Consider the following 26,932-nt stretch of genomic DNA (forward strand, 5'->3'; position numbering starts at 1 on the left):
GCAGCGCGGCTGGGGCCGCGACCGCGTGAGCCCGGACGTCGGACAGCAGGGGCTGGCAACCAACCGCTACGAGCTGGGGAGCTCAGCCCCGGACCGTCCGGTGCGTCCCGTCAGGTGCCAGCCGTAGGCCACCAGCATCAGGCCCGCGTAGGCACCGATCTCGATCTGGAGCAGCGGAGTCGGGTGGTAGGCGAGGACGTTGCAGAACCAGGGCAGCGTGGCCAGGAATGCGCCGGCGACGAGGGCGGGGTTCGACCGGGAGCGGGCGAGGGAGGCGATGATCACCACGGCCATCACGATGACGGGCCACGGCGAGCGATCGGACGGGACGAGTCCCGGAACTCCCAGGCTCCAGGCCACCGGTGGCAGCACGATCGCGGCTGCGGTGCCCAGCATGGCCCACCGGTTGCGGGGCGAGAGCGGCTGCAGGTCGAGCGGTGCGCACAGCAGCAGCACGACGACCAGCGCGAGGAACGGGATCCGCGCGGGCGCGACGTGCTGATGGGTGTCGATCAGAAGCAGCTGATCGCCCACCCGGATCCGCGCGGGCGCGACGTGCCGCCCCAGGGCAACCGCCGACGCCAGGAGCAGCGCCGTGCTGCTGAGCAGGGCCAACGGCCTTGCCCAGGCCCAGCGTCCGGCGACGGCACCGAGCAGAGCGAGCGCCAGCAGCGCATTGAGCACGATGCCGAGGGGCCCCAGCAGCTCGGACTCGGGGGTGTGGATGCTCGGGACGAGGCTGATCACCGCCGATGCGGCGGCGCCGACGAGCACGTACGGTGCGGCGGCGCCAAGTGCCTTGCCCGCCACGGTGGCGGACGAGATCCCCAGCCGGACCCGGGCCGCGTGGCCGAACAGGTCGAGGCTCTCCCGTGCGCGGGCCACCGGCCCGGCGGCCGCTTCCCGGGCCTCCCAGTGGAGGGCCGCGATCTCCTCGCCGTGCTGCTGCCGGTACGCGGCGGGGTAGAGGCGCAGCAGACGGCTGGGGGCCGGCGGCACCGGTTCGGTGCGGCCGGTTGCCGCTTCGCCCGGCTGGTCCGGGGAAGCGGCGGGGTGCTGTGGGTTCACGCGAAGGATTCCTTCCAACGGGACGTGAAGGGGCTGGCAAGGCGACGTTCGGCTTCCGCGGCGGTGGAGCGCAGGCGCTCGGCCTCGGTGGCGAGCACCACCCGCCCTTGCCCGGTCAGGCAGTAGCTGCGGCGGAGCCTGCCCGCCACGGTCTCCTCGCTGTGCACCTCGATGAGGTCTTCCAGGACGAGGCGTTCCAGGGCGCTGTACAGGGTGCCGGTGCGTAGCCGTACCCGCCCCTGAGAGATGGTCAGGACTTCCTGGACGATCGCGTATCCGTGTCGCGGCTGATCGGCCAGGACCGTGAGCATGAGCAGGGTCGGTTCCTGCAGTGCGCGCTGCGTCATGATCCGAAGCATAGGTAGATCATCGGCCCATGCACAACCCCCACGGAACCGGTTGCCCTGCCCGGACGTTCGCTCGACAGGCCTTTGAGGGAGGAGAACCCCCTTGTCGAGTTTGAGCTTCCCGCCGATACGGGCGCTGGGACGCGGAGCAAGCTGGTACCGCGGGGACTGCCATGTCCACTCCGTCCACTCGGACGGCGAACTCACTCCCGAAGAGTTGGCACTGCGGGCGCGGGACGCCGGGCTCGACTTCATCGCGACGACAGAGCACAACTCTGCCGCGGCACCCGATACATGGGCCCGGCTGGCTGCCGATGACTTCTTGATCATGCTGGGAGAGGAAGTGACCACGAGGACCGGGCACTGGCTCGCGCTCGGCACCACCCCCGGTCAGGTCGTCGACTGGAACCACGAGGTCAGGAACGGACTGATCGATCGGTGCCTGGATCAGGTCCATCAGGTGGGAGGCCTGTGCGTGGCCGCGCATCCCCACGCGCCCTATCCGTCGGGCGACTTCATGTTCCCTTTCCGAGGCCTGGACGTGGTGGAGGTGTGGAACGGGCTGTGGACTTCGGACCGGCCCTGGAATGCCGACAACGAGGCCGCCCTGGCCGAGTGGGGACGGAGCCTCGCAGCCGATGTCCGGACGGGCTCGTGGCGGCCGGCGATGGGCAACAGCGACACACACCTGGAGGGTCAGATCGGGATCCCGCACACCGTGGTCTTCGCCGAGGAGTTGAGCACTCAGGCGATCCTCGCCGGGATCCGCTCAGGCCGCAGCTGGATCGCCGAGTCGGCGCAGGTGGACGTGTCGTTCACCGCCAGCGTTGGTGGCCGCGTCGCCGGGGTGGGCGAACAGCTCGCAACTCATGGTGGGCGGGTCGAAGTGCAGGCAGCAGTACTCGGCGTGCCGGCGGCGGTCGTCAGCTTCCACACCGACAGAGGGAAGGTCCACCGCGTGCCGCTTCCCGGTGACGGAGCAGGTGCGGTGCAGTGGCACACGACGGCGGAGGACTCGACATTCGTCCGCATCGAGGTCCGCCATCCCGACGGACACGTCGCCGCACTCACCAACCCGATCGTCCTGACCTGACCGATCGCTTCAACACGAGGTGCACAGGCGGCGTGGGCAGATGGGGCTGCAGACCAGTTCGAGCAGGCCCGGGTGGAGGTCGGCGCGTCGTTCCTGGAGCCGCGCTACCGCGCGGGGTTGGCGATGCGGTCGAGCCACTCGCGCAGGAGAGCCCGCTCCAGGTCGGTCAGCGCGGTGGTCTGCGGCAGGACGGCGCGCAGGGCGACCGCGGCGGTGACCGGTCCGGGTGCCGCGGGGGCCGGAGCGTCGGTGGTGACGGCGGCGATGACCGCTTCGCGGGCCATGACCGACAGTTCCGGGTCGCGACGGTCCGCCGGCATGTCGATCAGCATCAGGGTCGTGCCGCGGCCGGCGGCCTGGACGAGGTTGGCGGCCCGCTCCTCGCTGACGCGCAGCCGGCCGGCCTCGGCGATCCGGTGGATGCGCGCGGTGAGGATCTCGAGGCCGGCGAGGGCCGCCGGCGGCGCGGCGGTCCCGGGCCGTCCCTGCTCCGACATGATCAGGTACAGGGCCGGGTTGGCCAGGCCGAAGTCGATGTGCAGGTCCCAGCCCGCGCGCAGGTCTTCCACCGGGTCCGCGATCGGTTCCCGGTCGGCCTTCCTGGCCAGGTAGGCCTCGAAGCCTTCGGCCGCGACCGCGTCGAGCAGGCCCCGCATGTCGCCGAAGAGCCGGTAGATGGTCGGGGCCTGCACGGCGGCAGCGGCGCCCACCGTGCGCGTCGACACGGCCTCCCGGCCGCCGGTGGCCAGCAGTTCGGCCGTGGCGGCGAGGATCCGTTCCCGGGGGCCGTGCCCGGCAGCCGGCAGGTCGCCTTCAGTCATATATCAACGATAACACGAAGCGGTTTGCACCTTTACGGTAGCGCTGCTAGCGTCATAGGCATTAGCAGTGAGTGCGGACCAACTGGAGGTCGTCATGATCGTCATCACCGGGGCCAACGGCACGCTCGGCCGGGGAATCGTCGAGCAGTTGCTCGGCCGCGTCCCCGCCGAGCAGATCGCCGTGAGCGTCCGCGACCCTGAGCAGGCGCGGGAGTTGGCGGTGCAGGGCGTCCGTGTGCGCCGGGGCGACTTCACCGACCCCGCGAGCCTGGCCCATGCTTTCGAGGGGGCCTCGCAGGTCCTGATCGTGTCCGCCGCCACCACCGGCGGGGCGGCGATCACCCAGCACCGGACCGCGATCGAGGCGGCCGAGGCGGCCGGCGCCCACCGCATCCTCTACACCAGCCACATGGGCGTGAACCCGTCCTCGCCGTTCCCGCCCATGGTCGACCACGCGGCCACCGAAGCGCTGCTGCGCGAGTCCGGCATGGCCTTCACCTCGCTGCGCAACGGCTTCTACGCGTCCACCACGCTGTGGCTGCTCACCGAGGCCCTGAAGACGGGCGAACTGACCGCACCCCAGGACGGGCCGGTCTCCTGGACCGCCCACGCCGACCTGGCCGAGGCCGCCGCGATCACCCTGGCCGAGGAGAGCTTCGACGGCCCGACACCGGCCCTGACCGCCGGCGCGGCCCTCGACCTGGCCGGGGCCGCGGAGCTCGCCGCCGAGCTGACCGGACGAACGATCCGACGGGTCGTCGTACCGGACGAGCAGTACCGGGCATCACTGCTCGCCCAGGGCCTGCCCGAAGCACGGGTGGAGCTGACCCTGGGCCTGTTCGCCGCAAGCCGGCAAGGCGAGTTCGCCCACGTCGACCCGGCACTCGCCCACCTCCTCGGCCGCCCGACGACGCCCCTGCGCGAGGTCCTGAAGGCGGGGCTCATACCGGCCGGGTGAAACGCCCGGCTTCCTGGCACAACCGGTGCAGGCGGCGAATAGCCTGACACGAGACGAAAGGAGCGCCCAGTGAGTCTGCCCGTGGACGACGGCGTCGAGCTCTTCCCCCGGCCCGAGAAGAACCCTGCCGCGCTCAAGGCCGCAATCGCCGTTGTCGCCGCGGACCGCCTGCCGGAGCTGGTCGACGGGCAGACCCGGGCCATGGCGGAGGCCATCAAAGAGGGCAGCGTCAACCCGATCCGTGCCTTCGTCGCCCACTGGGCCACCGTCGTGGAGATCGAACGGCACTCGCAGACCGCGAAGGTCTACCACCGGGCCAACTACCTGGCCAATCACGCCGAGAGCATCGAGGAGTGCCGCACGCACGCCGTCGAGGTCGCCGAGGTCTACCGCAGCGCGTACGCGGCGGTGAACGGGTGAGCTGGAGCTGGGAGTAGCTGCCCAGCGCGTCGCGCAGCTACGCCACGGGCCCGGGGCCACTCGGTAGCGCACGTGCACCGGCAGCGCCCTCGACCATCCGGGCGTCACCGGTGCGCGCGCTACCGTCTCACGGCTGCAGTCGCCCCGCGAAGCGCCGCTCGAAGCCGTCGCCGGTGTCCGCCGTCACCGCGTAGTCGTAGCGTCCGGCGGCGGTCGGTGCGAGTACCTTCTGAGCCGTCGCACCGGGGGCCACCGTCACCGCCACGGGGGCCGAACCGCTCGCCCCGAAAGCGGTGTTGGCGCCGATGGTGAAGACCACCGGCTGGCTGCCCGCGTTGCTCAGCGTGATCCGCACGCCGTCCGGCGCCTCCACCGAGGCGACCTCCGGGTGACCCTTCCCGCTGTTGGTCCAGGTCCGCACGTCGCCCTTGTAGCCGCGCAGGAAGCCGTCGGGGCCGTGCGCATCGATGTCGTAGGGGCCGCCGCTGACGCCGAGTGCGCTGAAGAAGTCGCTGACCGTGCCGCCCGCCGGCAGGGTGTAGCGCCAGGCGCCGAACTGACGGAAGTTCACCGTGTACATCGAGATGCCCGCGCCCAGCGTGCCCAGGTTGTCCAGGGTGATCCAGAGCTGTCCGGTGCCGGTGTCGGTGCGCGAGGAGGAGCCGAAGCGGTAGCCGGTCGGCAGCGCGGGCCGGTCGCCCGACTCGATCTGCGGCTGCTGCTGGACGATCGGGGGGAAGATCGGCGGCAGCAGCAGCTTGTCCTGCTGGGCCAGGTCGGCGAGCAGCTGCTTGGTGTCCGGCAGGCCCGGGAAGCTGCGGTCGCTGGTGGTGAAGTCGAAGGCGGACATCAGGTCGCCGCAGACGGTGCGGCGCCAGGCGGAGATGTTGGTCTCCTTCACGCCGGTCCAGTTCTCCAGGAAGCGCAGCACCGACGTGTGGTCGAAGACCTCGGAGTTGACCTTGCCGCCCCGGCTCCACGGCGAGATCACGATCATCGGCACCCGCGGGCCGAGGCCGATCGGCGCTCCGCCGATGAACTCGTCCGGCGTGCCGTCGGGCGCCACCGGCGGCACCACGTGGTCGAAGAAGCCGTCGTTCTCGTCGTAGTTGAGGAGGACGACAGTCTTCGCCCAGACCTCCGGGTTGGCGGCCAGCGCCTCCAGCACCACCGAGGCGGTGAAGTCGGCGCCCTGGGCCGGCGGGTAGTTCGGGTGCTCGGACTGCGCGGTCGGGGCGACCACCCAGCTGACCGCCGGGAGCCGGCCGGCCGCCACGTCGTTGGCGAAGTCGTCCGCGCCGGCCCGGGCCATGCCGTTGACGTAGAGCGGGGAGCTGGTCGGCGCGGTCTGGAAGGACTTGAACCAGGCCAGCGCGTTGTCGTCGAAGTTGTCCTGCTGCTGGTAGACCTTCCAGGAGATGCCCGCGGCCTGCAGGCGCTCGGGGTAGGTGGTCCAGGTGAAGCCGGACTTGCTGTTGTCGGTGGCCGGGCCGCCGCCGATGCCGTTCGGGTCGATCATGCCCGACCAGAGGTAGAGCCGGTTCGGGTCGGTGGAGGTCATGGCCGAGCAGAAGTACTGGTCGCAGACGGTGAAGTTGTCGGCGAGCGCGTACTGGAACGGGATGTCCTGGCGTCGGTAGTACCCCATGGTGTACCAGGTCTTGGCCGGGATCCAGTCGTTCCACTGGCCGTTGGCCCAGGCGTTGTGGGTGCCGCCCCAGGAGTGGTCCAGGTCGAAGATCCGCTGGGCGTCGCTGGTCGAGGTGTCCAGGTGCCAGGGCAGCAGCGTGCTGCCCCAGCTGCCGAACATCTTCTGCTGCAGCACGTCCGAACCGCCGGGGAACCGCACCCTGGAGGTGTCGCCGTAGCCGCGCACGCCGTTCAGGGTGCCGAAGTAGTGGTCGAAGGAACGGTTCTCCTGCATCAGCACCACGACGTGCTCGACGTCGTCGAGCGTGCCGGGGATCGAGGGGGCGGCAAGTGCCTGCTGGAGCGAGCCGGGCAGCGCGCCGAGGCCGAGCGCGGCGCCGGAGGCGGCGGCCGAGCCGAGCAGTGTACGGCGGGAGAGCGGGGACACGGGTCCTCCTGGGGGTCCGGGGCCGGACAGCTGAGGGGTCGTTACTTGCGGGTAGGGATGATTCCAGGGACGAGTGAACGACGGAAGACCCCGGGACTGCCGTTGAGGTGTCTGTACATGTCCGCCACCGACACGGGTCCGGATGGTGACCGTCCGGCACCTGATCCAGCGTCAGAACGCTAGGCTCCCGCCATGACCGCCGACTTTCCCACCGTCCTCGTCCTGCCCGGCTGGCAGGGCTCCGGCGCCGAGCACTGGCAGAGCCGCTGGGAGCGGCTCGACCCGCGGATGGTGCGGGTCGAGCAGGCCGACTGGGACGAACCGCGGTGCGCCGACTGGGTCGCCGCCCTGGACCGGGCGGTACGGGCGCAGCCGGGCCCGGTCCTGCTGGCGGCGCACAGTCTGGGGTGCGTGACGGTCGCGCACTGGGCGGACCAGGCGGCCAAGGCGGAACAGGCAGACCAGGCGCCCGCGACGGTGCTCGGGGCGCTGCTGGTCGCGCCGGCCGACATCGACAACGCGCGGATCCCGGCGCTGGCCACCTTCAGCCCGATCCCGCTGCTGCCGCTGCCCTTCCCGAGCATCCTGGTGGCGAGCTCGGACGACCCGTACTGCACGCCGGAGCGTGCCCGGCTCTTCGCCGGCGGCTGGGGCTCCCGGCTGGTGGAGACCGGGCCGCGCGGCCACCTCAACGCCGACTCCGGGCTGGGCGACTGGCCCGAGGGGCGAGCTCTGCTGACGGAGCTTCAGCCCATCACACGCTGACCCACGGGAATCCCATGTCACTGCACGGCACCGCCGCCCACCTCGCCGCCACCGACCTGCCACCGCTGGTCCGCCGCGCCCTCGCGGCCGCCGACGCGCACGGCTTCGGCAACTCCTGCCGCCCCGAACAGGGCCAGCTGATCCGCGCGCTGGCCCAGGGTGCGCCCACCCTGATCGGCGAGAGCGGCACCGGCTGCGGGGTGGGCCTGGCCTGGCTCGCCTCGGGGGCGGCGGCCGGGGTCCGGCTGATCAGCGTCGAACGGGACCCGGCCCGCGCCGCCGTCGCGGCCGAGGTCTTCGCCGACCAGCCGCAGATCGAGGTGGTCTGCGGCGACTGGAGCGAACTGCACCGGCTCGGACCGTTCGACCTGCTGATCCTGGACGGCGGCGGCCAGGGCAAGGGCGACGGGGCGGCCGCCGACCCGGCGCGGCTGCTGGCCCCGGGCGGCACCGTGGTGGTCGACGACTTCACCCCGAGCAGCGGTTGGCCGCCGCTGCACGACAGCCGGCCGGACACCGCCCGCCTGCAGTGGCTGGAGCACCCCGCCCTGCGCGCCACCGAGGTGCGGCTCGCCCCGGACCTCAGCAGCGTGATCGGGACCCTGCGCGGCTGACGGCGGATCAGGCTTGCTTGGATGAAGGCATGCACTCCGACTCCGTGATACCCGTCGGCCTGCCTGACGGCTACCAGATCTCCATCGACCCGGCACGGCTGGACCCGGACCTGATCCACCGCTGGCTCTCCGAGGACTCCTACTGGGCGCTCGGCCGGTCCCGCGAGCAGCAGGACCGGGCCGTGGCCGGCTCGCTCAACTTCGGGGTCTACCGCACGGCCACCGGCAGCCAGCTCGGCTACGCCCGGGTGATCACCGACCGCGTCACCTTCGCCTGGCTCTGCGACGTGTACATCGCCCGCGAGGCGCGCGGCCTGGGCCTGGGCACCGCCCTCGCCACCGCCGTCCGCGACCACCTCGCCCCCTGGGGCCTGCGCCGGGTCATGCTGAACACCGCCGACGCCCACGAGGTGTATGCCAAGGTGGGGTTCGAGCCGGTGACGACGCCGGAGGGGTTGATGGTGCTGGGCAGCCAGTAGCCCGGTCGACGGCGCCAGGAGACAAACCCGGCCCTACTCCCCCCGCCGCTCCCGCAGTTCGGCGGCCGCCCCGGCCAGGCGGCGGGTGGCCTCGGCCAGCTCGGACTGGTCGGCGGCGGCGGCGAAGCCGAGGCGGAGGTGGGCGGCGGAGGACTCCGCGGGGAAGAACGGGGCACCCGGATCGGTGGCCACGCCGTGGCGGCGCGCGGTGTCGGCCAGGGCGGCTTCGGGCAGGTCCGGCGGCAGGCGCAGCCAGAGGTGCAGGCCGCCGACCGGCAGCACCTCGAGGCTCCAGTCGGGCAACTCGCGGGCGACGCCGGTGGCCAGCGCGGCGCAGCGCTCCCGCAGGTCGGTGGCGAGGGTCCGCAGGTGGCGGTCCCAGGCGGGGGTGCTGAGCAGTTCGACGGCGGCCTCCTGGAGCGGCCGGGCGATGAAGAAGTCGTCCACCCGCCGCATGCCGAGCAGGCGCCGCAGCACCGGGCCGCGCGCGATCACGGCGCCGATCCGCAGGCTGGGCGAGGCGGGCTTGGTCAGCGAGGTCAGGTACACCACCGTGCCGTCCCGGTCGTCGGCGACCAGTGGACGCGGCAGCGGGCGGCCGTGGCCGAGGTGGCGCGCGTAGTCGTCCTCGATCAGGAAGGCGCCGGCCGCCCGGGCCACGTCCACCACCTGCTGCCGCCGCTCGGCGGCGAGCACGGTGCCGGTGGGATTGTGGCAGCTGGGCTGGCAGTAGAGCAGCCGCGCGCCGGTCATCGCGAAGGCGTCGGCCAGCAGTTCGAGGCGCAGGCCGTGCTGGTCCATCGGCACCGGTACCGGGCGCAGGCCGGCCGCCCGGGCGGCGGCCAGGGCGCCGGGGTAGCTGGGCGATTCGACCAGGACCGGGCTGCCTGGCGGCACGATCGCGCGGAACAGCAGGGAGAGCGCGCCTTGGCCGCCGCCGGTGATCAGCACGTCCTCGGGGGTCACCGAGCCGCCAGGCAGCCCGGCGAAGATCGCGCGCAACGGGGCCAGGCCGGCGGCGGGGGCCCGGCGCCAGGCGTCGGGGCGTCGGGCGGCGCGGGCCAGCGCCGCGCCCAGTGCCTTGGTCGGCTGGAGCGACTCATGCGGGTAGCCGCCGCTCAGCATGATCGTCCCGGCCGGCGGCGCCGACGAGGCGTCGGCCACGGCGGGCTCGATCGATCGGCCACCGAGCGCGACCGCCTGCCAGGAGGTGTCCGCCGGCTCACTCGCCCGGCTCGGGCGGACGGCCACGTAGGTCCCGCTCCCGGGCCGGGTGAACACCGCGCCCTCGGCCGCGAGCAGCGCGATCGCGCGCGACACGGTGACCGGACTGACGCCGTGTCGATTGACCAACTCCCGGCTGCTGGGCAGCTGGTCACCGGGCGTCAGGCGGGCCGCCTCGGTCCGCAGGATGGTCAGCAGCGAGTCGACACTGCTACTCTCGTTCATGGAGAAACAGAATAGCGCTACTGTCGGCAGCCGTGAACCGCTCCTCGACCTGGCCGCCCTGCGGGCCGACACCCCGGGCTGCGCAAGGGTGATCCACTTCAACAACGCGGGCTGCGGGCTGGCGCCCGGCCCGGTGCTCCGGGCGATGGTGGACCACCTCCAGCTGGAGGCCGAGATCGGCGGCTACGAGGCGGCGGCCGTCCGAGCCGAGCAGGTCCGCGAGTTCTACAGCTCGATCGGCGAGTTGATCGGCGCCCGCCCGGAGCAGATCGCCTTCGCCGGCAGCGCCACCCACGCCTACTCGAAGGCACTCTCGGCGATCGACTTCCACCCCGGCGACGTCATCCTGACCACCCGCAACGACTTCATCTCCAACCAGATCGCCTTCCTGGCGCTGCGCAAGCGGTTCGGTGTCGAGCTGGTGCACGCGCCGGACCGCCCGGACGGCACCGGCGTGGACGTGGCCGCGATGGCCGCCCTGATGCGCACCCGACGTCCCCGGCTGGTCGCGGTGACCCACGTGCCGACCAACTCGGGGCTGGTGCAGCCGATCGCCGAGATCGGCCGGCACTGCCGCGAACTCGACCTGCTCTACCTGGTCGACGCCTGCCAGTCGGTGGGCCAGTTCGAGCTCGACGTCACTGCGATCGGCTGCGACCTGCTGACCGCGACCTGCCGCAAGTTCCTACGCGGGCCACGCGGTTCGGGCTTCCTGTACGTCTCGGAGCGGGTGCTGGAGGCCGGCTTCGAACCGCTCTTCATCGACATGTACGGCGCCCGCTGGACGGCTCCCGAGGAGTACCGCCCGGTGGAGTCGGCCGCCCGCTTCGAGGAGTGGGAGTTCCCCTACGCCACCCTGCTCGGCTGCGCGGCCGCCGCGCGCTACGCCCTGTGGGTGGGCCAGGCCGCGATCGCCCGCCGCACCCCGGCGCTGGCCGGGCGGCTGCGCGAGCGACTCGCCGCACTGCCCGGTGTCCGGGTGCTGGACGGCGGGCCGGCCCCGGCAGCACTGGTCACCTTCGCCGTCGAGGGCTGGCGGCCACAGCCGTTCAAGCAGGCGCTGGACACGCTGCGCGTCAACTCGGCGCTGAGCTTCCGGGAGTTCGCCCGCTACGACTTCGAGGAGAAGGACGTCGACTGGTGCCTGCGCCTGTCGCCGCACTACTACAACACCGAGGACGAGGTGGACGAAGTCGCCGCGATGATAAGCGAGTTGAGCACTCCTGGAGCCCGGCGATGAGCCCCGCCGCCACCGTGGCCGCACCGGTCGGCACCCCGGGCTCGGCCGCCGCGAGCCTGTGGCGCAACGGCGACTTCCTGCGCTTCTGGCTCGGCGAGACGGTCTCGCTCTTCGGCACTCAAGTGACCTCGCTCGCCCTGCCGTTGACCGCCATCGACGCCTTCCACGCCACCGACCAGCAGGTCGGGCTGCTGCGCTTCCTGCAGTTGGTGCCGTACCTGGGGCTGGCCCTGCTGATCGGCGTCTGGAGCGACCGGGTCCGCCGGCGCCCCCTGATGCTCGCAGCCAACCTGATCCGGCTGGTGCTGCTCGGCCTCGTCCCGGTGCTCTCCTGGGCGCACGCGCTCGACTTCACCTCCCTGCTGGTGATCGCCTGCGCGGTGGGCATCGCCTCCGTGGTCTTCGACGTCAACTGGATGTCCTACGTGCCGATCCTGGTGCGGGACCCGCAGCAGTACGTGGCGGCCTCCGCCCGGATGGGGGTCAGCTCCTCGGCCGCCGACGTGGCCGGCCCCGGGCTCGCCGGCCTGCTGGTCTCCGCGCTCACCGCACCGGTGGCACTGGTGGTCGACGCCGCCTCCTACGCGGTCTCGGTGCTCTCACTGCTGCTGATCCGCACCCCGGAGCCGGACCCCGCCACGGCGACCCGGCGGCACGCGCCGACCGAACTGCGCGACGGCCTGCGCTGGGTGCTGGGCGACCGCATCCTGCGGGCGCTCGCGCTGGTCGGCTTCTGCTGCAACTTCTCGATGATCACCGTCTGGACCATGTTCCTGCTCTACGGCACCCACGACCTGCACCTGTCCGCGGCCACCCTGGGCGGCATCTTCGCGACCGCCTCGGTGGGCGGCCTGCTCGGCGCGCTGCTCTCCGGACGGGTGATCAGACGGTTCCCGCTCGGCCGGGTCTACCTGGTGGCGCAGTCGGCGCTGCTGCTCGGACCGAGCCTGATCGTGCTGGCCGACGGGCCACGGCCGGTGCGGATCGCGATGTTCGTGCTCTCCTTCTTCGTCACCTACCTGGGGCTGGGCGTGGCCGGAGTGATCATCGTGAGCCTGCGCCAGACCAACACGCCGCAGGCGATGATGGGCCGGATGACGGCGGTGTTCCGCACCCTGCTGTTCGGCGGCGGATCGCTCGGCGGCCTCTTCGCCGGGCTGGCGACCGGCTGGCTCGGGGCTCGGGAGGCGCTGGTGGTCGCCGCCGCCGGCTCGGCCGCCGTGGTACTGGGCCTGCTGGTCTCGCCGGTCAGCCGGCTGCGGGAGCTGCCGACGCCGCGGTGAGCGAGCATCCCGGGGCGGGGCAGCGCCGCGCGCTCCCCGCCCCGGGTACGGAAACTGACGCTCCGTCAGTACCAGACGGTGATCCGCCGCGTCGGACCGTCCACCCGGATCCGCCCGCCGCAGGGCAGGATCAGCTGCGGGTCGGTGTGCCCGAAGTCGACGTCGAAGACCGCCATCGTCTGCGGCGCGTACTCCTTCAGCGCCCGCAGCACCGCCTCGCGCTGGCCCTTGCGGTACTCGGCCTTCGCGGCCGGCTCCAGCGGCTTGGCGAAGCTCCAGGCCTTCGCGCGGGCCATCAGCAGCGCGGGGAACCGGCGCAGCAGGCCGCGCTCGCCCAGGTTGCGCAGGATCCGGTAGATCTCCGTGGCGCTCGGCATCTCCTCGGAGGTCTCCAGGTAGAGCACCTGCCCGGCGTACTCCTCGACCGGGCGGATCTCCCGGTCGGCCATCGCCAGCCAGGAGAGGATCTCCAGGTTGCCACCCCAGCCCAGCCCGTCGACCACCTGGTCGGCGTTGTGCCAGATCCAGCCCTCAGCGGCCTCCATCACCGGTTCGAGCTCCAGCAGTTCGGGCTGGGTCCAGTGCCACGGCTGGTCGCCGACCGTCTCGCTGGGCCGCAGCTCGTACGGCCCCGACGTGAAGAGCGCCGCGCGCAGCGACTCCGCGCTGGCCGGGTGCATCGCCCCGCCGCGGCCGGCGTGCACCATCACCGAGCTGCCGTGGTAGGAGACCATGCCCAGGTTGCGCAGGAAGAGCAGCAGCGCGGTGTTGTCGCTGTAGCCGAAGAACGGCTTCGGGTTGGCCCGGATCAGCTCCCGGTCCAGGTGCGGCAGCACGGTGATCTGGTCCTCGCCGCCGATGGTGGCCAGCACCGCCTTGATACTCGGGTCGGCGAAGGCCGCGTTCACGTCGGCCGCCCGCTCCTGCGGGGTGGCGTCGAGCTTGCGGGTGGTCGGGTACTCGACCAGGTCGAGACCGAAGTCCTCGCGCAGCCGCCGCGCCCCGAGTTCGTACGGGTGCGGGAAGACCGCGGGCCCGGCGAAGGACGGTGAGATGACGGCGACGCGGTCGCCGGGGCGGGGCTTGGGCGGGTGCACGGGATCTGTCATGGCGCTGATCCTATGAACACCAACCATGGCCCGGCCAGCGCTTTACAGCCGCACACGCCGGTGGGCCGGACCCCCTTGGGGAGATCCGGCCCACCGACCGACTACGGGTGACGCTCCGTCAGCACTCCTGCACCGGTGCTCAGTGCGCCATCACCGGGATGTCGGCGACCTCGCCGTCACCGGAGGCGGCGATGTGGTTGGCCTTGCCGCCGCCGTTCAGCAGCGCCGTGGCGATCGCCGCGGCCAGCAGCAGGAGCCCGAAGGACCACCAGATCGCGGTGGAGAAGCCGTGCACCGCGGCCTGGGCCGTCTCCAGCATCTGCAGCTGCTTCGGCGACGTGGGCAGGACGTGGGTCTTGGCGTAGGCCGCGGTCGCGCTGGTCGCCACCGTGCTCAGCAGCGCGGTGCCGATCGCACCACCGACCTGCTGCGAGGTGTTCACCATCGCGGAGGCGACACCGGCGTCCTGCGGGCGGACCCGGAAGGTGGCCAGGCTCATCGCCGGCATGAACGCGGTACCCATGCCGAGACCCATCAGGACCAGGCCGGGCAGCAGCAGCAGGTACGAGGAGTCGACCTTGATCTGGGTGAGGATCAGCATGCCCACCGAGGCAACCACGAAGCCGGGGCCCATCAGCATCCGGGCCGGGACCCGGTTCATCAGACGGGCGCCGATCTGGGTGGAGCCGGTGATCATGCCCGCCACCATCGGCAGGAAGGCGACGCCGGTCATCACCGGGGAGTAGCCGAGGATGTTCTGCAGGTAGTAGGTGAGGAAGAGGAACAGGCCGAACATGCCGATCACGGCCAGGCCCAGCGAGAGGTAGGCGCCACCGCGGTTGCGGTCGAGCACCACCCGCATCGGCAGCAGCGGGGACTTGACCATGTTCTCGACCACCACGAAGGCTGCCAGCAGCACCGCGGCGGCGATGAACAGGCCGATCGTGGTGTGCGAGCTCCAGCCGTCCTCGGACGCCTTGGTGAAGCCGTAGACCAGCGAGACCAGGCCGGTGGAGACCAGCAGCACGCCGGGGATGTCCAGCTTGTTGCGGTTGCGGGTACCCTCCGGCTCCCGGATCACCAGGATCGCGCCGGCCACCGCGATCACCGCGAACGGGACGTTGATGAAGAAGGTCCAGCGCCAGTTCAGGTACTGGGTGAGCGCGCCGCCCAGGATCAGACCGAGCGCGCCACCACCACCGGCGATCGCACCGTAGATGCCGAAGGCCTTGGCCCGCTCCTTCGCCTCGGTGAACATGACGGTCAGCAGCGAGAGCGCGGCCGGCGCGAGCAGCGCGCCGAACAGACCCTGCAGAGCGCGGGCGCCGATCAGCATCCCGATGCTCTGCGAGGCGCCACCGATCGCCGACGCGGCGGCGAAGCCGATCAGGCCGGTGATGAAGGTGCGCCGACGTCCCCAGAGGTCCGCGATACGGCCACCGAAGAGCAGCAGCCCGCCGAAGGCCAGCGCGTAGGCGGTGATCACCCAGGTGCGGTTGGCGTCGGTGAAGTGCAGCGCACGCTGGGCGGACGGCAGGGCGATGTTCACGATGGTCGCGTCCAGCACGACCATCAGCTGGGCCAGACCGATGAAGCCCAGTGCCTTCCAGCGCCTGGGGTCGGCCTGCGGGACGGTTTGAGACATGGAGGTACTCACCTAACGGCAGGAATTGCTTACGGGTCGGCGCGGCGGTGCCGCGTCAAAGGAGAAGTCGAGGGCCGGGCGGTGCCGGCAACGGGATCAGCGGTTCGACGTGGGGGTCATGAGCGGGTCAGCAGGTCATGAGCGGGTCAGCGGGTCACGAGCGGCGCAGGTCCTCCAGGGTGGCCGCGCGTCCGGGCAGCACGGAGGCCGCCGGTGCGCGCAGCCCGTCCAGGAAGAGCTGCAGGTGACGGCGGACGAACATGTCGTGGTCCGGGCAGTTGGCACTGCCGGGCAGCGGGCGGGTCAGCCGAGCCAGCGCGACCAGCAGGTCGCCCGGGCCCACGTCGGGGCGCAGCGAGCCGGCCAGCCGGGCCCGCGCCATCAGCTCCTCGACCAGCCGCTCCATCTCCGCCCGGGTGGCGAAGAGCTGCTCGTCGTCGTGCAGCACCAGGTGGTCGGAGAGCAGCGAGCAGAGCGCCCCGATCTGCTCGTCGGCGGCCTCGTGCGCGAAGCGGCAGATCGCCTCGAACGGGTCGCCCGGGGCGGCCAGCGCCTCCCGGGCCCGCTCCACCCCGCCCTCCATCGCCCGCAGCGCGACCTGGTGGACCAGCGCGGTGCGGTCGGGGAAGTTGCGGTACAGCGTCGCGTTGCCGACCCCGGCCCGCTTGGCGATCTCGTCCAGCGGCACGTCGTCGCCCGCGTCGGCGAAGAGCTCCCTGGCGGCGTCCAGGATCCGTTCCCGGTTGAGGGTGGCGTCCTTCCGGAGCCGGGGTGCCGCCGCACGGATGCCCGCAGCGATCGCGGAGGTGCATGTCCCCGCCTGCTTGGTTCCCATCGCGGCACTCCTTTCCGGGGAATCCGTCCCCACTTCGCTCAACTGTACCTGCAAACGGGGAGAAGCTCCCCACATATTCCGGCCCAGGCGCCCGTTGCGTCAGGTGTGAGCCACCTCACCTCACCCGGTTGCCCGCGCTGACCTCGGGGAATCGAGATGGTGCGGCGAAACGGCCGGGCAACGCCGGATAGGCCGCCGCAGACTGGGCAAGAAGGTCTGGTTGCGCTGACCCCCGTCAGCCCTGATCCGCACAAGCCCTGATCCGCAGCACGAGGACGGTGAACGCAGTGAACGTCGCACGGCCGTCGAGCTCCCCGCTCGACACCGAGCCAGAGGCACCGCCGACGGTGACCCCGCTGACCCAGTCGTCCGCCGAGGCGTACGTGGCCAGCACGTGTTTCAAGATCGGACCACCCGGACAAGTCGGAGTCGAGCTGGAATGGCTCGTCCACGACCCCGGTCGTCCCCACGCCCTACCCGCTCCCGATCGGGTGACCGCCGCCCTCGACGCTCTGCGGCTACCCCCCGATCACCCGTTTCTCCCGCACGGCTCCCGGCTCACCCGCGAGCCCGGCGGCCAGGTCGAGCTCAGCTCCCCCGCCGCCGATGATCTGGCCGGCTGCATCGAGATCACCAGCCTGGACCTCGGCATCCTGCGGGCCGCCTTCGCCGCCCAGGGCCTGACCCTCGCCGGCTACGGCACCGAACCCCATCCGAGGAAGCGTCAGGTGACCCTGCGCCAGCCTCGCTACCTGGCGATGGAAGAGTTCTTCGGGCGCGCCGGCCCCTGGGGCAAGATCATGATGTGCGCCACCGCGTCCACCCAGGTCTGCCTGGACGCGGGCACCGACGACGAGAGCGCTCCCGGTACCGGACACGGCTTCCGGGCCCGCTGGGAGCTGGCCCACCGGCTCGGCCCGGTGCTGGTCGCCGCCTTCGCCAACTCCCCGCTGCTGGACGGGCGGCCGACCGGCTACCGGTCCACCCGGCAGGCCGTCTGGTCGCGGATGGACCCCAGTCGCACGCTGGCGCCCGGCGTCCTGAACGGCGATGGCGCGGACGGCGATCCGCGCGCGGCCTGGGCCCGCTACGTGCTGGACGCCGCGGTGCTCTGCGTGCGCCGGCCGGACGGCCGTTCCTGGACCGCGCCCCACGGGCTGACCTTCCGCGACTGGCTGGACCGGCCCGAGGCCGAGCGGCCGACCCTGGCGGACCTCGACTACCACATGACCACGCTCTTCCCCCCGGTACGCCCGCGCGGCTACCTGGAGCTGCGGATGATCGACGCACAGCCGGGCGACGGCTGGATGGTCCCGGCGGCGCTGGCCGCCGCGCTGTTCGCCGACCCGCGGGCCGCCGACGCCGCGCTCGCCGCCGTGGAGCCGCTCGCGGCGGCCACCGCCGAGCCGGGGCCGCGGGGTCCGGCCTGGACCAGGGCCGCGACCCGGGGCATGGACGACCCGGTGTTGCGCCGGGCCGCGCTCGACTGCTTCGCGGCGGCCGATCAGGTGCTGGCCGACCAGGAGCGGGCCGGCCAGCCCGCCGCCGGACAACTGCGGTCGGCTGTCGGCGAGTTCGCCGAGCGCTACACCACCAGGGGCCGATGTCCGGCCGACGACCTGCTGGAGGCGCCGGCCGCGCTCCGCCAGCCCTCGCCCGAGGAGGACGCACCGTGCTGAACCCCGACCCCACCACCGCGCACCACCTCGCCGAACCGAGCCCCACCGGACCGACCGGCCTCGCCGAACCGACCGGCCTCGCCGATCTGAGCGAGGAGCGGTTGCGCGAGACGATCGCCGCCGAGCTGCTGGCCGCCCGGGAGCGCACCCGACTGCTGACCGACTCGGTGGCCGACGACGAACTGACCGCCCAGCACTCGCGTCTGATGTCCCCGCTGGTCTGGGACCTGGCGCACATCGGCAACCAGGAGGAACTCTGGCTGCTGCGCAACGTCGGCGGCCGCGACCCGATGCACCCCGAGATCGACCCGCTCTACGACGCCTTCGAGCACCCGCGCGCCGAACGCCCCACGCTGCCGCTGCTGCCGCCCGCCGAGGCCCGCGGCTACGCCCACGAGGTGCGCGGCCGGGTGCTCGACCTGCTGGACGGCGTGCAGCTGTCCGGCCGGCCGCTGCTGGCCGCCGGTTTCGCCTTCGGGCTGATCGCCCAGCACGAACAGCAGCACGACGAGACCATGCTGATCACCCATCAGCTGCGCACCGGCGCCGCCGTGCTCACCGCCCCGGCGCCCGGTCCGGCACCGGCAGGCCGGCTGCCCGCCGAAGTCGTCATCCCCGCCGGGCCGTTCACCATGGGCACGGACACCGAGCCGTGGGCACTGGACAACGAGCGCCCCGCCCACCAGGTCGAGCTGCCGGGGTTCGCGATCGACACCACCCCGGTCAGCAACGCCGCCTACCAGCGGTTCATCGAGGACGGCGGCTACCAGGAGCCACGCTGGTGGAGTCCGGCGGGCTGGACGCACCGGATGGCCGCCGGGCTGACCGCGCCGCTGTTCTGGAGCCGCACCGACGGCCAGTGGCTGCGCCGCCGGTTCGGGCAGCTAGAACCCGTCCCGGCCGACGAGCCGGTGCTGCACGTCACTTGGTACGAGGCGGACGCCTACGCCCGCTGGGCCGGCCGGCGGCTGCCGACCGAGGCCGAGTGGGAGAAGGCCGCGCGCCACGACCCGGTCAGCGGCCGCTCCCGCCGCTTCCCCTGGGGCGACCAGGCACCGGGGCCGCAGCACGCCAACCTGGGCCAGCGGCACCTCCAGCCGGCCCCGGTCGGCAGCTACCCCGAGGGCGCCTCGCCGTACGGCGTGCGGCAGTTGATCGGTGACGTGTGGGAGTGGACGGCCAGCGACTTCACCCCCTACCCGGGGTTCAAGGCCTGGCCCTACCGGGAGTACTCGGAGGTCTTCTTCGCGCCGCCGGGCGAGCCGGCCGAGTACAAGGTGCTGCGGGGCGGTAGCTTCGCGGTCGCGCCGGTGGCCTGCCGGGGCACCTTCCGCAACTGGGACTACCCGATCCGGCGGCAGATCTTCGCCGGCTTCCGAACTGCCCGCGACCTGCTGGACGGTAGCTGATGTGCCGTCATCTCGCCTACCTGGGCGAGCCGGTGAGCCCGGCCGAGCTGCTGGTCGAGCCGGCCTACGGGCTCTACCGGCAGTCCTGGTCACCGCGGCTGCAGCGGCACGGGACGGTCAACGCCGACGGTTTCGGGCTCGGCTGGTACGCCGAGGGCGATCCGCTGCCGGCCCGCTACCGGCGGGCGGTGCCGATCTGGGCCGACGAGAACCTGACCGATCTGGCCCGGGTGATCCGCACCGGGGCCCTGCTGGCGGCCGTCCGCTCCGCCACCGCGGGGACCACGGCGAGCGAGGCGGCGGCCGCCCCGTACACCGGGGACGGCTGGCTGTTCAGCCACAACGGCGTGATCGGCGGCTGGCCGGCGGCGGCCGGCGAACTCGCCGCGCTGCTCGAACCAGCCGAGCTGCTGGGGCTGGAGGCGCACTGCGACTCCGTGCTGGTCTGGGCACTGCTGCGGCGGCGCCTGCGGGCCGGGCAGGCGGTGGGCGACGCGCTGGCGGCCACCGTCGGCGAGATCGCGAGCCATACCGACTCCCGGCTCAACCTGCTGGTCACTGACGGTCGTTCGATCGCGGCGACCACCTGGGGCGACACCCTGTTCCACCGCCTGGAGCGCGGCCGCAGCGTGCTGGTCGCCTCCGAACCCGGCGACGACGGCCCGGGCTGGACCCCGGTGCCCGACCGCTCCGTCCTGCTGGCCACCCCCGACGCGGTGACCATCCGCCCGCTGGATGCCACCGCCGCTTCCCGAGAGGACCGGATCCGATGACCGCCTTCGAGCTCACCCGCCTGCTCCCCACCGACCACTTCGCCCAGGCGCTGCGCGCGGACGTGCGGCACGGGCTGACCGCGCCGGCCAAGTGGCTGCCGCCGAAGTGGTTCTACGACAAGCGGGGCAGCGAGCTGTTCGAGGACATCACCAAACTGCCCGAGTACTACCCGACCCGTGCCGAGCGGGCCATCCTCACCGAGCGGGCGACCGAGATCGCGCAGGCCACCAAGGCCCGCACGCTGGTCGAGCTGGGCTCCGGCTCCTCGGAGAAGACCCGACTGCTGCTGGACGCGCTGCGCGACCTCGGCACCCTGGACACCTACGTGCCGGTGGACGTCTCGGAGAGCGCGCTGCGCGAGGCCGGCGCGGCCCTGGCCGCCGACTACCCGGAGTTGGCGATCCACGGGGTGGTCTCCGACTTCACCGCGAGCCTGGCCCTGCCGCGTGCGGTGGGCGCGCCGAGACTGGTCGCCTTCCTGGGCGGCACGCTGGGCAACCTGCTGCCGGCTGAGCGGTCCCGCTTCCTGGCCGCGCTTCGCGCCGAACTGGCACCCGGCGACGCGCTGCTGCTCGGCACCGACCTGGTCAAGGACCCGGCCGTGCTGGTGGCGGCGTACGACGACGCGGCCGGCGTGACCGCCGAGTTCAACAAGAACGTGCTCAACGTGCTGGACCGCGAGCTGGACGCGAGCTTCGACCCGGCCGCCTTCGAGCATGTGGCGCTCTGGGACGCGGAGCAGGAGTGGATCGAGATGCGGCTGCGCTCACGCTTCGCGCAGCAGGTGGCGATCCCGGCGCTGGGGATGACGGTGGAGTTCGCCGAGGGCGAGCAGCTGCGCACCGAGATCTCGGCGAAGTTCCGCCGTGACAGGGTGTCTTCGGAGCTGGCCGCCGCCTCCTTCGCGCTGCGGCACTGGTGGACCGACCCCGAAGGGCGGTTCGGGCTGTCGCTGGCCGAGCCGATGTAGGGGCTCACCGCCGAGGTCGGCCGAGCCGGTGTGGCACCGGGGTCGGCCGAAGCACTCCTCGGGGAGCGGGAGTTCGCACGGTGTTCGCTGCACGACCCTTGTAGGGACACCGTCAAGTGCGAATGATGGGCACTCAACACCCGCCTCCCCGAGGAGACTTCGTGCGCCTTCCCCGTCTGGCTGCCGGCCTCACCGCCGCCCTGAGCCTGCTCTGCGGTCTCACCGCGAGCGTCACCACCGCCGCGCAACCGGCCCTCGCCGCCGCCTCGGTACCACGTCCGGACCACGTCGTCGTCGTGCTCTTCGAGAACACCTCACAGAGCTCCATCGTCGGCAACTCCAGTGCCCCCTACTTCAACCAACTCGCCAACACCGGGGCGAACTTCACCAACTCGTTCGCGATCTCGCACCCCAGTCAGCCCAACTACCTGGACCTCTTCTCGGGCTCCGACCAGGGCGTGTCGGACGACTCCTGCCCGCACACCTTCAGCAGCGACAACGAAGGCGCCCAGCTGATCGCCAAGGGCCTGACCTTCACCGGCTACTCGGAGGGCCTGCCGTCGGTCGGCTCCACGGCCTGCACCTCGGGCGAGTACGCCCGCAAGCACGTGCCGTGGACCAACTTCAGCAACGTGCCGGCCACCGACAGCCAACCGTTCTCGGCCTTCCCGACCGACTACACGAAGCTGCCCACGGTCTCCTGGGTGATCCCCAACCTCTGCGACGACATCCACGACTGCTCGATCTCCACCGGTGACACCTGGCTGAAGAACAACCTGGACAGCTACGTCCAGTGGGCGAAGACCCACAACAGCCTGCTGATCACCACCTTCGACGAGGACGACAGCAGCTCCAGCCTCAACCAGATCGCCACCTTCTTCAACGGCCAGCAGGTCAAGCCCGGCACCTACAACGAGCAGATCAACCACTTCAGCGTGCTGCGCACGATCGAGGACATGTACGGCCTGCCGTACGCCGGCGCCGCCGCCCAGGCCACCCCGATCACCGACGCCTGGGCCGGCAGCGGCAGCACCGGCAGCGTCACGGTGACCGCACCCGGCGACCAGAACGGCACCGTCGGCACCGCCGCCAACCTCCAGCTCAGCGCGACCGACACCGCCACCGGCACGCTCAACTGGACCGCCACCGGCCTGCCGGCCGGCCTGAGCGTCAACGCCGCCAGCGGCCTGATCTCGGGCACCCCGACCACCGCCGGCACCTCCTCGGTGACCGTCACGGCCACCGACTCCACCGGGCCCTCTGGCAGTGCCACCTTCAACTGGACCGTCGCACCGGCCGCCGGCAACACCGTCACCCTCAACAACCCGGGCACCCAGAACGGCACCGTCGGCACCGCCGCCGACCTCCAGCTCACCGGCACCGACAGCGCCACCGGCCAGACCCTCACCTACACCGCCACCGGCCTGCCCGCCGGCCTCACCATCAACTCCAGCGGTCTGGTCTCCGGCACCCCTACCACCGCCGGCACCTCCTCGGTGACCGCCACGGCCACCGACACCACCGGCGCCACCGGCAGTGCCACCTTCAGCTGGACCGTCAGCCCCAGCTCCAGCGGCTGCACCCCGGCCCAGCTGCTCGGCAACGCCGACTTCGAGACCGGCAGCGCCGCCCCGTGGACCGCGACCTCCGGCGTCATCAACAGCGACACGGTCAGCGAACCCGCCCACTCCGGCAACTACGACGCCTGGCTGGACGGCTACGGCTCCTCCCACACCGACACCCTGGCGCAGACCGTCACCATCCCAACCGGCTGCTCCGCGAACTTCAGCTTCTGGCTGCACATCGACACCAACAAGACCGGCACCACCGCAGCCGACAAGCTCACCGTCACCGCCAACGGCACCACCCTGGCCACCTACAGCAACCTCAACGCCAACAACGGCTACACCCAGATCAACCTCAACCTCTCCTCCTACGCGGGCAAAAGCGTCGCCCTGAAGTTCACCGGCGTGGAGAACTCCTCCTCCGCACAGACCAGCTTCGTGATCGACGACACCGCACTGAACGTCTCCTGACCTCCGCCGGGGCCTGGCGTCGAGCGACGCCGCTGCCCGAGTAGCCGTCCCGACCGGGGTCGTGGCCACCAGCCACGGCCCCGGTTCCGCGTTCCAGAGCCCCCGCAGGGGCACTGCTCGCGGTCCTGCCAGGGGTCTTGCCGAAGAACTGAATCGCTGCTTCACTTCTTGCCGTGGCCTACCGGAAGACACCCGCCGTGCAAGCCCGGCTCGACGCCCAGCGCGAGACGGTGCTGGCCGCCGCGACCGAGCTGCTCGCCGAACGCGGTTACGCCGCCTGCTCGGTGGCCGCCGTGGCCGAGCGGGCCCAGATCGCCACCGGGACGGTGTACCGCTCCTTCCCGAGCAAGGCCGAGCTGGTGGCCGAGCTGTTCCGCACCGTGGTCGGCCGGGAGGTGGCGGCGGTGCGCGAGGCGGCCGCCTTCGCGGGCGACCTGCACGCCCAGGTCGCCTCGGTGATCGGCACCTTCGCGGGCCGCGCACTGGGCGCCCCGCGCCTGGCCTACGCGCTGCTGGCCGAGCCGGTGGACCCGGAGGTGGAGGCCGAGCGCCTGGTATTCCGCCGGGCCTTTCGCGACGTGATCGCGGCCCGGATCGCCGAGGGCGTGGCGGCCGGCCGACTGCCCGCGCAGGACGCCGAGTTGACCGCCGCGCTACTGGTCGGCGGGGTCGGCGAGGCACTGGTCGGGCCGCTCGCGGACGGCGGCCGGGCACCCGACGACCTGATCCCCGCCCTGATCTCCTTCTCGCTGCGCGCCCTGGGCGGCACCCCCACCTGACACCCGGGAGCACGCGCGGAGCACGCCCACCCTCCCCACCCCACCGCATGAACCGGAGCCGCTCCATGCGCGACCTCGCCCCCACCGCACCGGACGTCCGCGAGCAGAACGCCGAACGCCTGCTGCGCGTCTCCGCCAAGCACTCCCACGACCCGCTCACCGAGATCGACTGGGACGCCCCGATCGACCCCGACCAGTTCGCGCTGCCACCGCACCGGGTCTCGCTCTACGGCACCCAGCTCTGGCACCAGCTGACACCCCGCCAGCAGGCGCAGTTGAGCACCCACCAGCTGGCCAGCGTCACCTCGGCGGGCATCTGGTTCGAGCTGATCCTGATGAACGGCCTGGTCCGGCACGTCTACGACAGCGACCTGACCACCCAGCACGCGCAGTACGCGCTGACCGAGGTGGCCGACGAGTGCCGCCACTCCACCATGTTCGCCCGCTACATCACCAAGACCGGCTACCCCTCCGCCCGCCCGAGCACCCGGGCGCACCGGCGCGGCAAGCTGCACCTGCTGCTCAACGACACCACGCTGACCTTCGCGGGCGCCATATTCGTCGAGGAGTTCACCGACGCGATGCAGCGCGAGATGATCCGGGACGAGAGCCTGCAGCCGCTCGCCCGCTCGGTGGCGAAGATCCACGTGATCGAGGAGGCTCGGCACATCGGCTACGCCAAGCCCGAGTTGGAGCGACGCTGGGCGCGGATGAGCCCGGCCAGGCGCGCCGTGTTCCGCCGGCTGCTCGCGGTGCTGACCTACGAGGCGGTGATCGAGTGCGTCCATCCCCGCATCTACACGCTGGCCGGTCTCGACCCCCAGCAGGCCAAGGCCATCGCCGCGGCCAACCCGTACTGGCGGCAGGCCAAGATGGACTGGGCACGCAAGGCGGTCTCCTTCTTCACCGAGCTCGGCATCATCGACCGGCGCAGCGAGGCGATGTGGCGCCGGGCCTCGCTGCTGCCGTGACGGGCCGACGACGACCGTGACAGGCACGACTACCGCGACCGGCCGGCCGACGACGGACGATCAGTTCCCGGCCGGCTCCGCCACCAGCGGCTCCGGTGCGGCGTTGTTGAGCCGGGCCAGGCCGCCCCGGGTGGCGACCACCACCACCCGGTCGCCGGGCCGCAGGCCCCGGCTGCGGTCGGCGAACCCCCACTGGTAGGTGTCGGGCGACCGGGCCAGCCGCACCGCGAGCACCCGCAGGCCGCCGATCCCCTCCAGATCGTTGCGGTTCATCCCGACCAGTGCCCCGCCCTCCTCCGCCGTCAACTCGGCGATCAGCAGCACGTTCCGGAAGACCGAGAGGGTGCCGAGCACCTCACGGCCCATCAGCGCGGCGGCGAAGGCGGGCGCGGCCAGGTAGGAGACCGAGCGGGAGGCGACGTTCTCCAGGGTCGAGTAGACGTGCTGGGCGAAGTCGTCGTCGAAGAGCCGGACCACCACCCGCACGCTCTCGCGCTGCGCCCGGGCCTCCAGCGCGGCCTCCAGGTTGGCCGCGTCGTCACTGGTGACGGCGACCACCGCGCGGGCGTGCCGGGCCCGGGCGATCCGCAGCTGGTCGGCCATCGGACCGTCACCGATCACCACCGGGATGCCGAGCGCGCGCATCGCGGCGATCCCGCGGGCCCCCGGATCGCGTTCCAGACCGGTCACCGGCACGCCGAGTTCGTGCATCAAGGTGGCCACCCGGGTGCCGACGTTGCCCAGCCCGACCACGATCACGTGGCCGCGCAGGCCCGCACTGGGGCTGCGCGGCTGCCCGCGCCGGCCGGAGGCGAGCACGTCGACCATGATCGCGGTGAGCACCGGCACCAGCGCGATGCCGCTGAAGGTGATGATCACCTGGGCCACCCGCTGCCAGGGGCCCCCGGTGCCGGCGGTCGGGTCGGACATCTGGTCCGGCTGCGCGGAGCCGGCCATGTCGAGCAGGGTGAGGTAGAGGGTCCAGCCGAAGCTCCGGTTGAAGTACCAGATGATCAGCGCGGCGGAGATGATCGCCGCGAAGGCGGTGAAGAGCACCAGCCGGATCCGCACGCCGGTGAAGAACCGCAGCGTGTCCAGGAAGCGGTAGAGCAGCCGGAAGCGCAGCGGCACCCGCAGCCGGGGCTCGGTGGGCAGGGTCTGCAGCACAGCCACGCCGTCGCCGGCCTCCACCGAGCCGGTGTGCGGCACGGGTGGCCCGATCTCGATCGGACCGCCCTCGCCGAAGGCCTGGGCCAGCCGGATGAAGTCCTTGGAGGCGGGCCCGGTGTCCGGCAGCAGCCGCAGCCTGGTGAGGTCCTGGCGGTCGATCCGGTCGGCGGCCACGCACAGGTGACCGGCGTGCAGGTCGGCGTCGTAGGCGACGTAGAGGAAGCGATCGCCGACCTGCACCGAGTTGGGGCGGGCCAGCGCGCCGTTGGCGAAGGCCGGCGCGGCGGTGGCCGAGCCGGAGAGCGCGGCGCAGTTCTTCAGCAGGACCTGGATCTGGTCGCCGAGTCGCTGGTTGAACATCCGCAGCACGATCCGGATCTCCGGATTGAGGCCCTGAACGCTGAGCGCGGTGTGGATGTTGGCCTGATCGTCACCGTCCACCAGGGCGATGCCGCGCGCGGCGCCGGCGCCGGCCGCCAGCAGCGCCTCCTCGGTGACGCTGCTGTACTCCAGGACCGCGGCGACGCCGTCGAGCCGCTCGATCCGCGGCGCGTGGTCGCGCATCCGGTCGGGGACGATCGCCACCACCGGGACCTCGTAGTGCTTCACCAGTTCCAGGATCAAGCGGTGGGCCAGGGCGTTGGCTCCGCAGATGATGTAGTGGTCCCGGACCGGGACGGTGGGGTCCCCGGCGACCGGAATCACCCCCCGAGCTACCTGTGTCATAGCCCGGATGGTAGTGCCGAGATGGTCCGCGTAGGGATCATCGGGAAGAACTTCAGCAGGTTCAACGGGTCGGCCGCCGCCGTCGCACGAGCCGAGGCCCGTCAGCCGACGCGATCAGTTTCAGCCACTGTCCGACAGTTTACTGTCCATCAGATCACTTACTGAGATCCTCTTCTGACATTCTGTCGTCAATCTGGTTAGATAATCCGCGCCTG

At 72.0% G+C, this 26,932-nt stretch carries 24 protein-coding genes; 15 read left to right on the forward strand and 9 right to left on the reverse strand.

Translation table 11 applies throughout. The features are described from left to right. Nucleotides 1–66: 66 nt before the first annotated feature. Entirely contained in the window at nt 67–1,068 is a 1,002-nt protein-coding gene (locus tag ABH937_RS15560) for a hypothetical protein (RefSeq protein ID WP_370218485.1), read from the reverse strand. After that, on the reverse strand, nt 1,065–1,415 hold the full coding sequence (locus ABH937_RS15565; RefSeq protein WP_280689941.1) for a PadR family transcriptional regulator: 351 nt from the start codon (nt 1,413–1,415) through the stop codon (nt 1,065–1,067). The genes ABH937_RS15560 and ABH937_RS15565 overlap by 4 nt, the downstream gene beginning before the upstream one ends. Before the next feature lie 112 nt (nt 1,416–1,527). Between ABH937_RS15565 and ABH937_RS15570 the strand changes: the two genes are divergently transcribed. Further along, the gene (locus ABH937_RS15570) at nt 1,528–2,508 is read left to right on the forward strand and encodes a CehA/McbA family metallohydrolase (RefSeq protein WP_370218486.1); all 981 of its coding nucleotides are present in this window, start codon (nt 1,528–1,530) and stop codon (nt 2,506–2,508) included. Between the two features lie 104 nt (nt 2,509–2,612). On the opposite strand, the gene ABH937_RS15575 is transcribed toward ABH937_RS15570, so the two are convergent. After that, nucleotides 2,613–3,329 carry a TetR/AcrR family transcriptional regulator gene (locus ABH937_RS15575; RefSeq protein WP_370218487.1) on the reverse strand — a complete coding sequence of 239 codons (717 nt, stop codon included), beginning with the start codon at nt 3,327–3,329 and terminating at the stop codon, nt 2,613–2,615. A gap of 94 nt (nt 3,330–3,423) precedes the next feature. On the opposite strand from ABH937_RS15575, the gene ABH937_RS15580 reads away from it, so the two are divergent. Both ABH937_RS15580 and ABH937_RS15585 read left to right on the forward strand, forming a co-directional pair. Further along, nucleotides 3,424–4,287 (forward strand): NAD(P)H-binding protein, encoded by an 864-nt coding sequence (locus tag ABH937_RS15580; RefSeq protein ID WP_280690195.1) that lies wholly within the window; start codon nt 3,424–3,426, stop codon nt 4,285–4,287. 69 nt (nt 4,288–4,356) lie between these two features. Continuing rightward, complete coding sequence (locus ABH937_RS15585) at nt 4,357–4,707, forward strand: hypothetical protein (protein WP_370218488.1); 351 nt, start codon at nt 4,357–4,359, stop codon at nt 4,705–4,707. Nucleotides 4,708–4,834: 127 nt separating this feature from the next. Here the strand turns inward: ABH937_RS15585 and ABH937_RS15590 are convergent, their stop codons facing one another. After that, nucleotides 4,835–6,784: a phosphocholine-specific phospholipase C gene (locus tag ABH937_RS15590; RefSeq protein ID WP_370218489.1), complete on the reverse strand. Its 1,950-nt coding sequence runs from the start codon at nt 6,782–6,784 to the stop codon at nt 4,835–4,837. Nucleotides 6,785–6,976: 192 nt separating this feature from the next. On the opposite strand from ABH937_RS15590, the gene ABH937_RS15595 reads away from it, so the two are divergent. From ABH937_RS15595 to ABH937_RS15605, 3 genes are read left to right on the forward strand one after another with little or no spacing between them, the layout of a single operon-like run. Then, the gene (locus ABH937_RS15595; RefSeq protein ID WP_370218490.1) at nt 6,977–7,549 is read left to right on the forward strand and encodes an RBBP9/YdeN family alpha/beta hydrolase; all 573 of its coding nucleotides are present in this window, start codon (nt 6,977–6,979) and stop codon (nt 7,547–7,549) included. A gap of 14 nt (nt 7,550–7,563) precedes the next feature. Then, complete coding sequence (locus tag ABH937_RS15600) at nt 7,564–8,163, forward strand: O-methyltransferase (protein ID WP_280689948.1); 600 nt, start codon at nt 7,564–7,566, stop codon at nt 8,161–8,163. Between the two features lie 29 nt (nt 8,164–8,192). After that, nucleotides 8,193–8,642: a GNAT family N-acetyltransferase gene (locus ABH937_RS15605; protein WP_280689949.1), complete on the forward strand. Its 450-nt coding sequence runs from the start codon at nt 8,193–8,195 to the stop codon at nt 8,640–8,642. Between the two features lie 33 nt (nt 8,643–8,675). Here the strand turns inward: ABH937_RS15605 and ABH937_RS15610 are convergent, their stop codons facing one another. Beyond that, complete coding sequence (locus tag ABH937_RS15610; protein ID WP_370218493.1) at nt 8,676–10,091, reverse strand: PLP-dependent aminotransferase family protein; 1,416 nt, start codon at nt 10,089–10,091, stop codon at nt 8,676–8,678. On the opposite strand from ABH937_RS15610, the gene ABH937_RS15615 reads away from it, so the two are divergent. Together ABH937_RS15615 and ABH937_RS15620 are read left to right on the forward strand one after the other, a co-directional pair. Further along, nucleotides 10,090–11,331, forward strand: coding sequence for an aminotransferase class V-fold PLP-dependent enzyme (locus ABH937_RS15615; RefSeq protein ID WP_280689951.1), 1,242 nt, complete (start codon nt 10,090–10,092; stop codon nt 11,329–11,331). The two genes, ABH937_RS15610 and ABH937_RS15615, sit on opposite strands and share 2 nt — an antisense overlap. Further along, complete coding sequence (locus ABH937_RS15620) at nt 11,328–12,614, forward strand: MFS transporter (protein WP_370218494.1); 1,287 nt, start codon at nt 11,328–11,330, stop codon at nt 12,612–12,614. The genes ABH937_RS15615 and ABH937_RS15620 overlap by 4 nt, the downstream gene beginning before the upstream one ends. Before the next feature lie 65 nt (nt 12,615–12,679). Here ABH937_RS15620 and ABH937_RS15625 read toward each other — a convergent pair whose 3' ends face one another. From ABH937_RS15625 to ABH937_RS15635, 3 genes are all read right to left on the reverse strand, one after another. Further along, a complete protein-coding gene (locus ABH937_RS15625; protein ID WP_370218495.1) occupies nt 12,680–13,723 on the reverse strand; it encodes a S66 peptidase family protein in 1,044 nt (347 codons plus the stop codon). Between the two features lie 139 nt (nt 13,724–13,862). Beyond that, nucleotides 13,863–15,368: an MFS transporter gene (locus ABH937_RS15630; RefSeq protein ID WP_280689955.1), complete on the reverse strand. Its 1,506-nt coding sequence runs from the start codon at nt 15,366–15,368 to the stop codon at nt 13,863–13,865. A gap of 154 nt (nt 15,369–15,522) precedes the next feature. After that, complete coding sequence (locus ABH937_RS15635) at nt 15,523–16,203, reverse strand: TetR/AcrR family transcriptional regulator (RefSeq protein WP_280689957.1); 681 nt, start codon at nt 16,201–16,203, stop codon at nt 15,523–15,525. Between the two features lie 287 nt (nt 16,204–16,490). Between ABH937_RS15635 and egtA the strand changes: the two genes are divergently transcribed. The 7 genes from egtA to ABH937_RS15670 all read left to right on the forward strand — a co-directional run bounded on the left by egtA (nt 16,491) and on the right by ABH937_RS15670 (nt 24,821). Then, nucleotides 16,491–17,882 (forward strand): ergothioneine biosynthesis glutamate--cysteine ligase EgtA, encoded by a 1,392-nt coding sequence (egtA, locus tag ABH937_RS15640; protein WP_370218498.1) that lies wholly within the window; start codon nt 16,491–16,493, stop codon nt 17,880–17,882. A gap of 86 nt (nt 17,883–17,968) precedes the next feature. Beyond that, nucleotides 17,969–19,291, forward strand: coding sequence for an ergothioneine biosynthesis protein EgtB (gene egtB / locus ABH937_RS15645; protein WP_280690197.1), 1,323 nt, complete (start codon nt 17,969–17,971; stop codon nt 19,289–19,291). Beyond that, the gene (gene egtC, locus ABH937_RS15650; protein ID WP_280689958.1) at nt 19,291–20,064 is read left to right on the forward strand and encodes an ergothioneine biosynthesis protein EgtC; all 774 of its coding nucleotides are present in this window, start codon (nt 19,291–19,293) and stop codon (nt 20,062–20,064) included. Before egtB ends, egtC begins: the two co-directional genes overlap by 1 nt. Further along, a complete protein-coding gene (gene egtD / locus ABH937_RS15655; protein WP_370218500.1) occupies nt 20,061–21,035 on the forward strand; it encodes an L-histidine N(alpha)-methyltransferase in 975 nt (324 codons plus the stop codon). Before egtC ends, egtD begins: the two co-directional genes overlap by 4 nt. A gap of 161 nt (nt 21,036–21,196) precedes the next feature. After that, the gene (locus tag ABH937_RS15660) at nt 21,197–23,071 is read left to right on the forward strand and encodes an alkaline phosphatase family protein (RefSeq protein WP_370218501.1); all 1,875 of its coding nucleotides are present in this window, start codon (nt 21,197–21,199) and stop codon (nt 23,069–23,071) included. A gap of 173 nt (nt 23,072–23,244) precedes the next feature. Beyond that, the gene (locus ABH937_RS15665; protein ID WP_370218502.1) at nt 23,245–23,850 is read left to right on the forward strand and encodes a TetR/AcrR family transcriptional regulator; all 606 of its coding nucleotides are present in this window, start codon (nt 23,245–23,247) and stop codon (nt 23,848–23,850) included. Between the two features lie 65 nt (nt 23,851–23,915). Beyond that, nucleotides 23,916–24,821, forward strand: a complete 906-nt coding sequence (locus tag ABH937_RS15670; protein ID WP_280689962.1) for a diiron oxygenase — start codon at nt 23,916–23,918, stop codon at nt 24,819–24,821. 60 nt (nt 24,822–24,881) lie between these two features. On the opposite strand, the gene ABH937_RS15675 is transcribed toward ABH937_RS15670, so the two are convergent. Continuing rightward, nucleotides 24,882–26,717 (reverse strand): NAD-binding protein, encoded by a 1,836-nt coding sequence (locus ABH937_RS15675; protein ID WP_280689963.1) that lies wholly within the window; start codon nt 26,715–26,717, stop codon nt 24,882–24,884. Between the last annotated feature and the right edge of the window lie 215 nt (nt 26,718–26,932).

The organism is Kitasatospora sp. GAS1066B (genome assembly GCF_041262605.1).
Taxonomy (GTDB): domain Bacteria; phylum Actinomycetota; class Actinomycetes; order Streptomycetales; family Streptomycetaceae; genus Kitasatospora.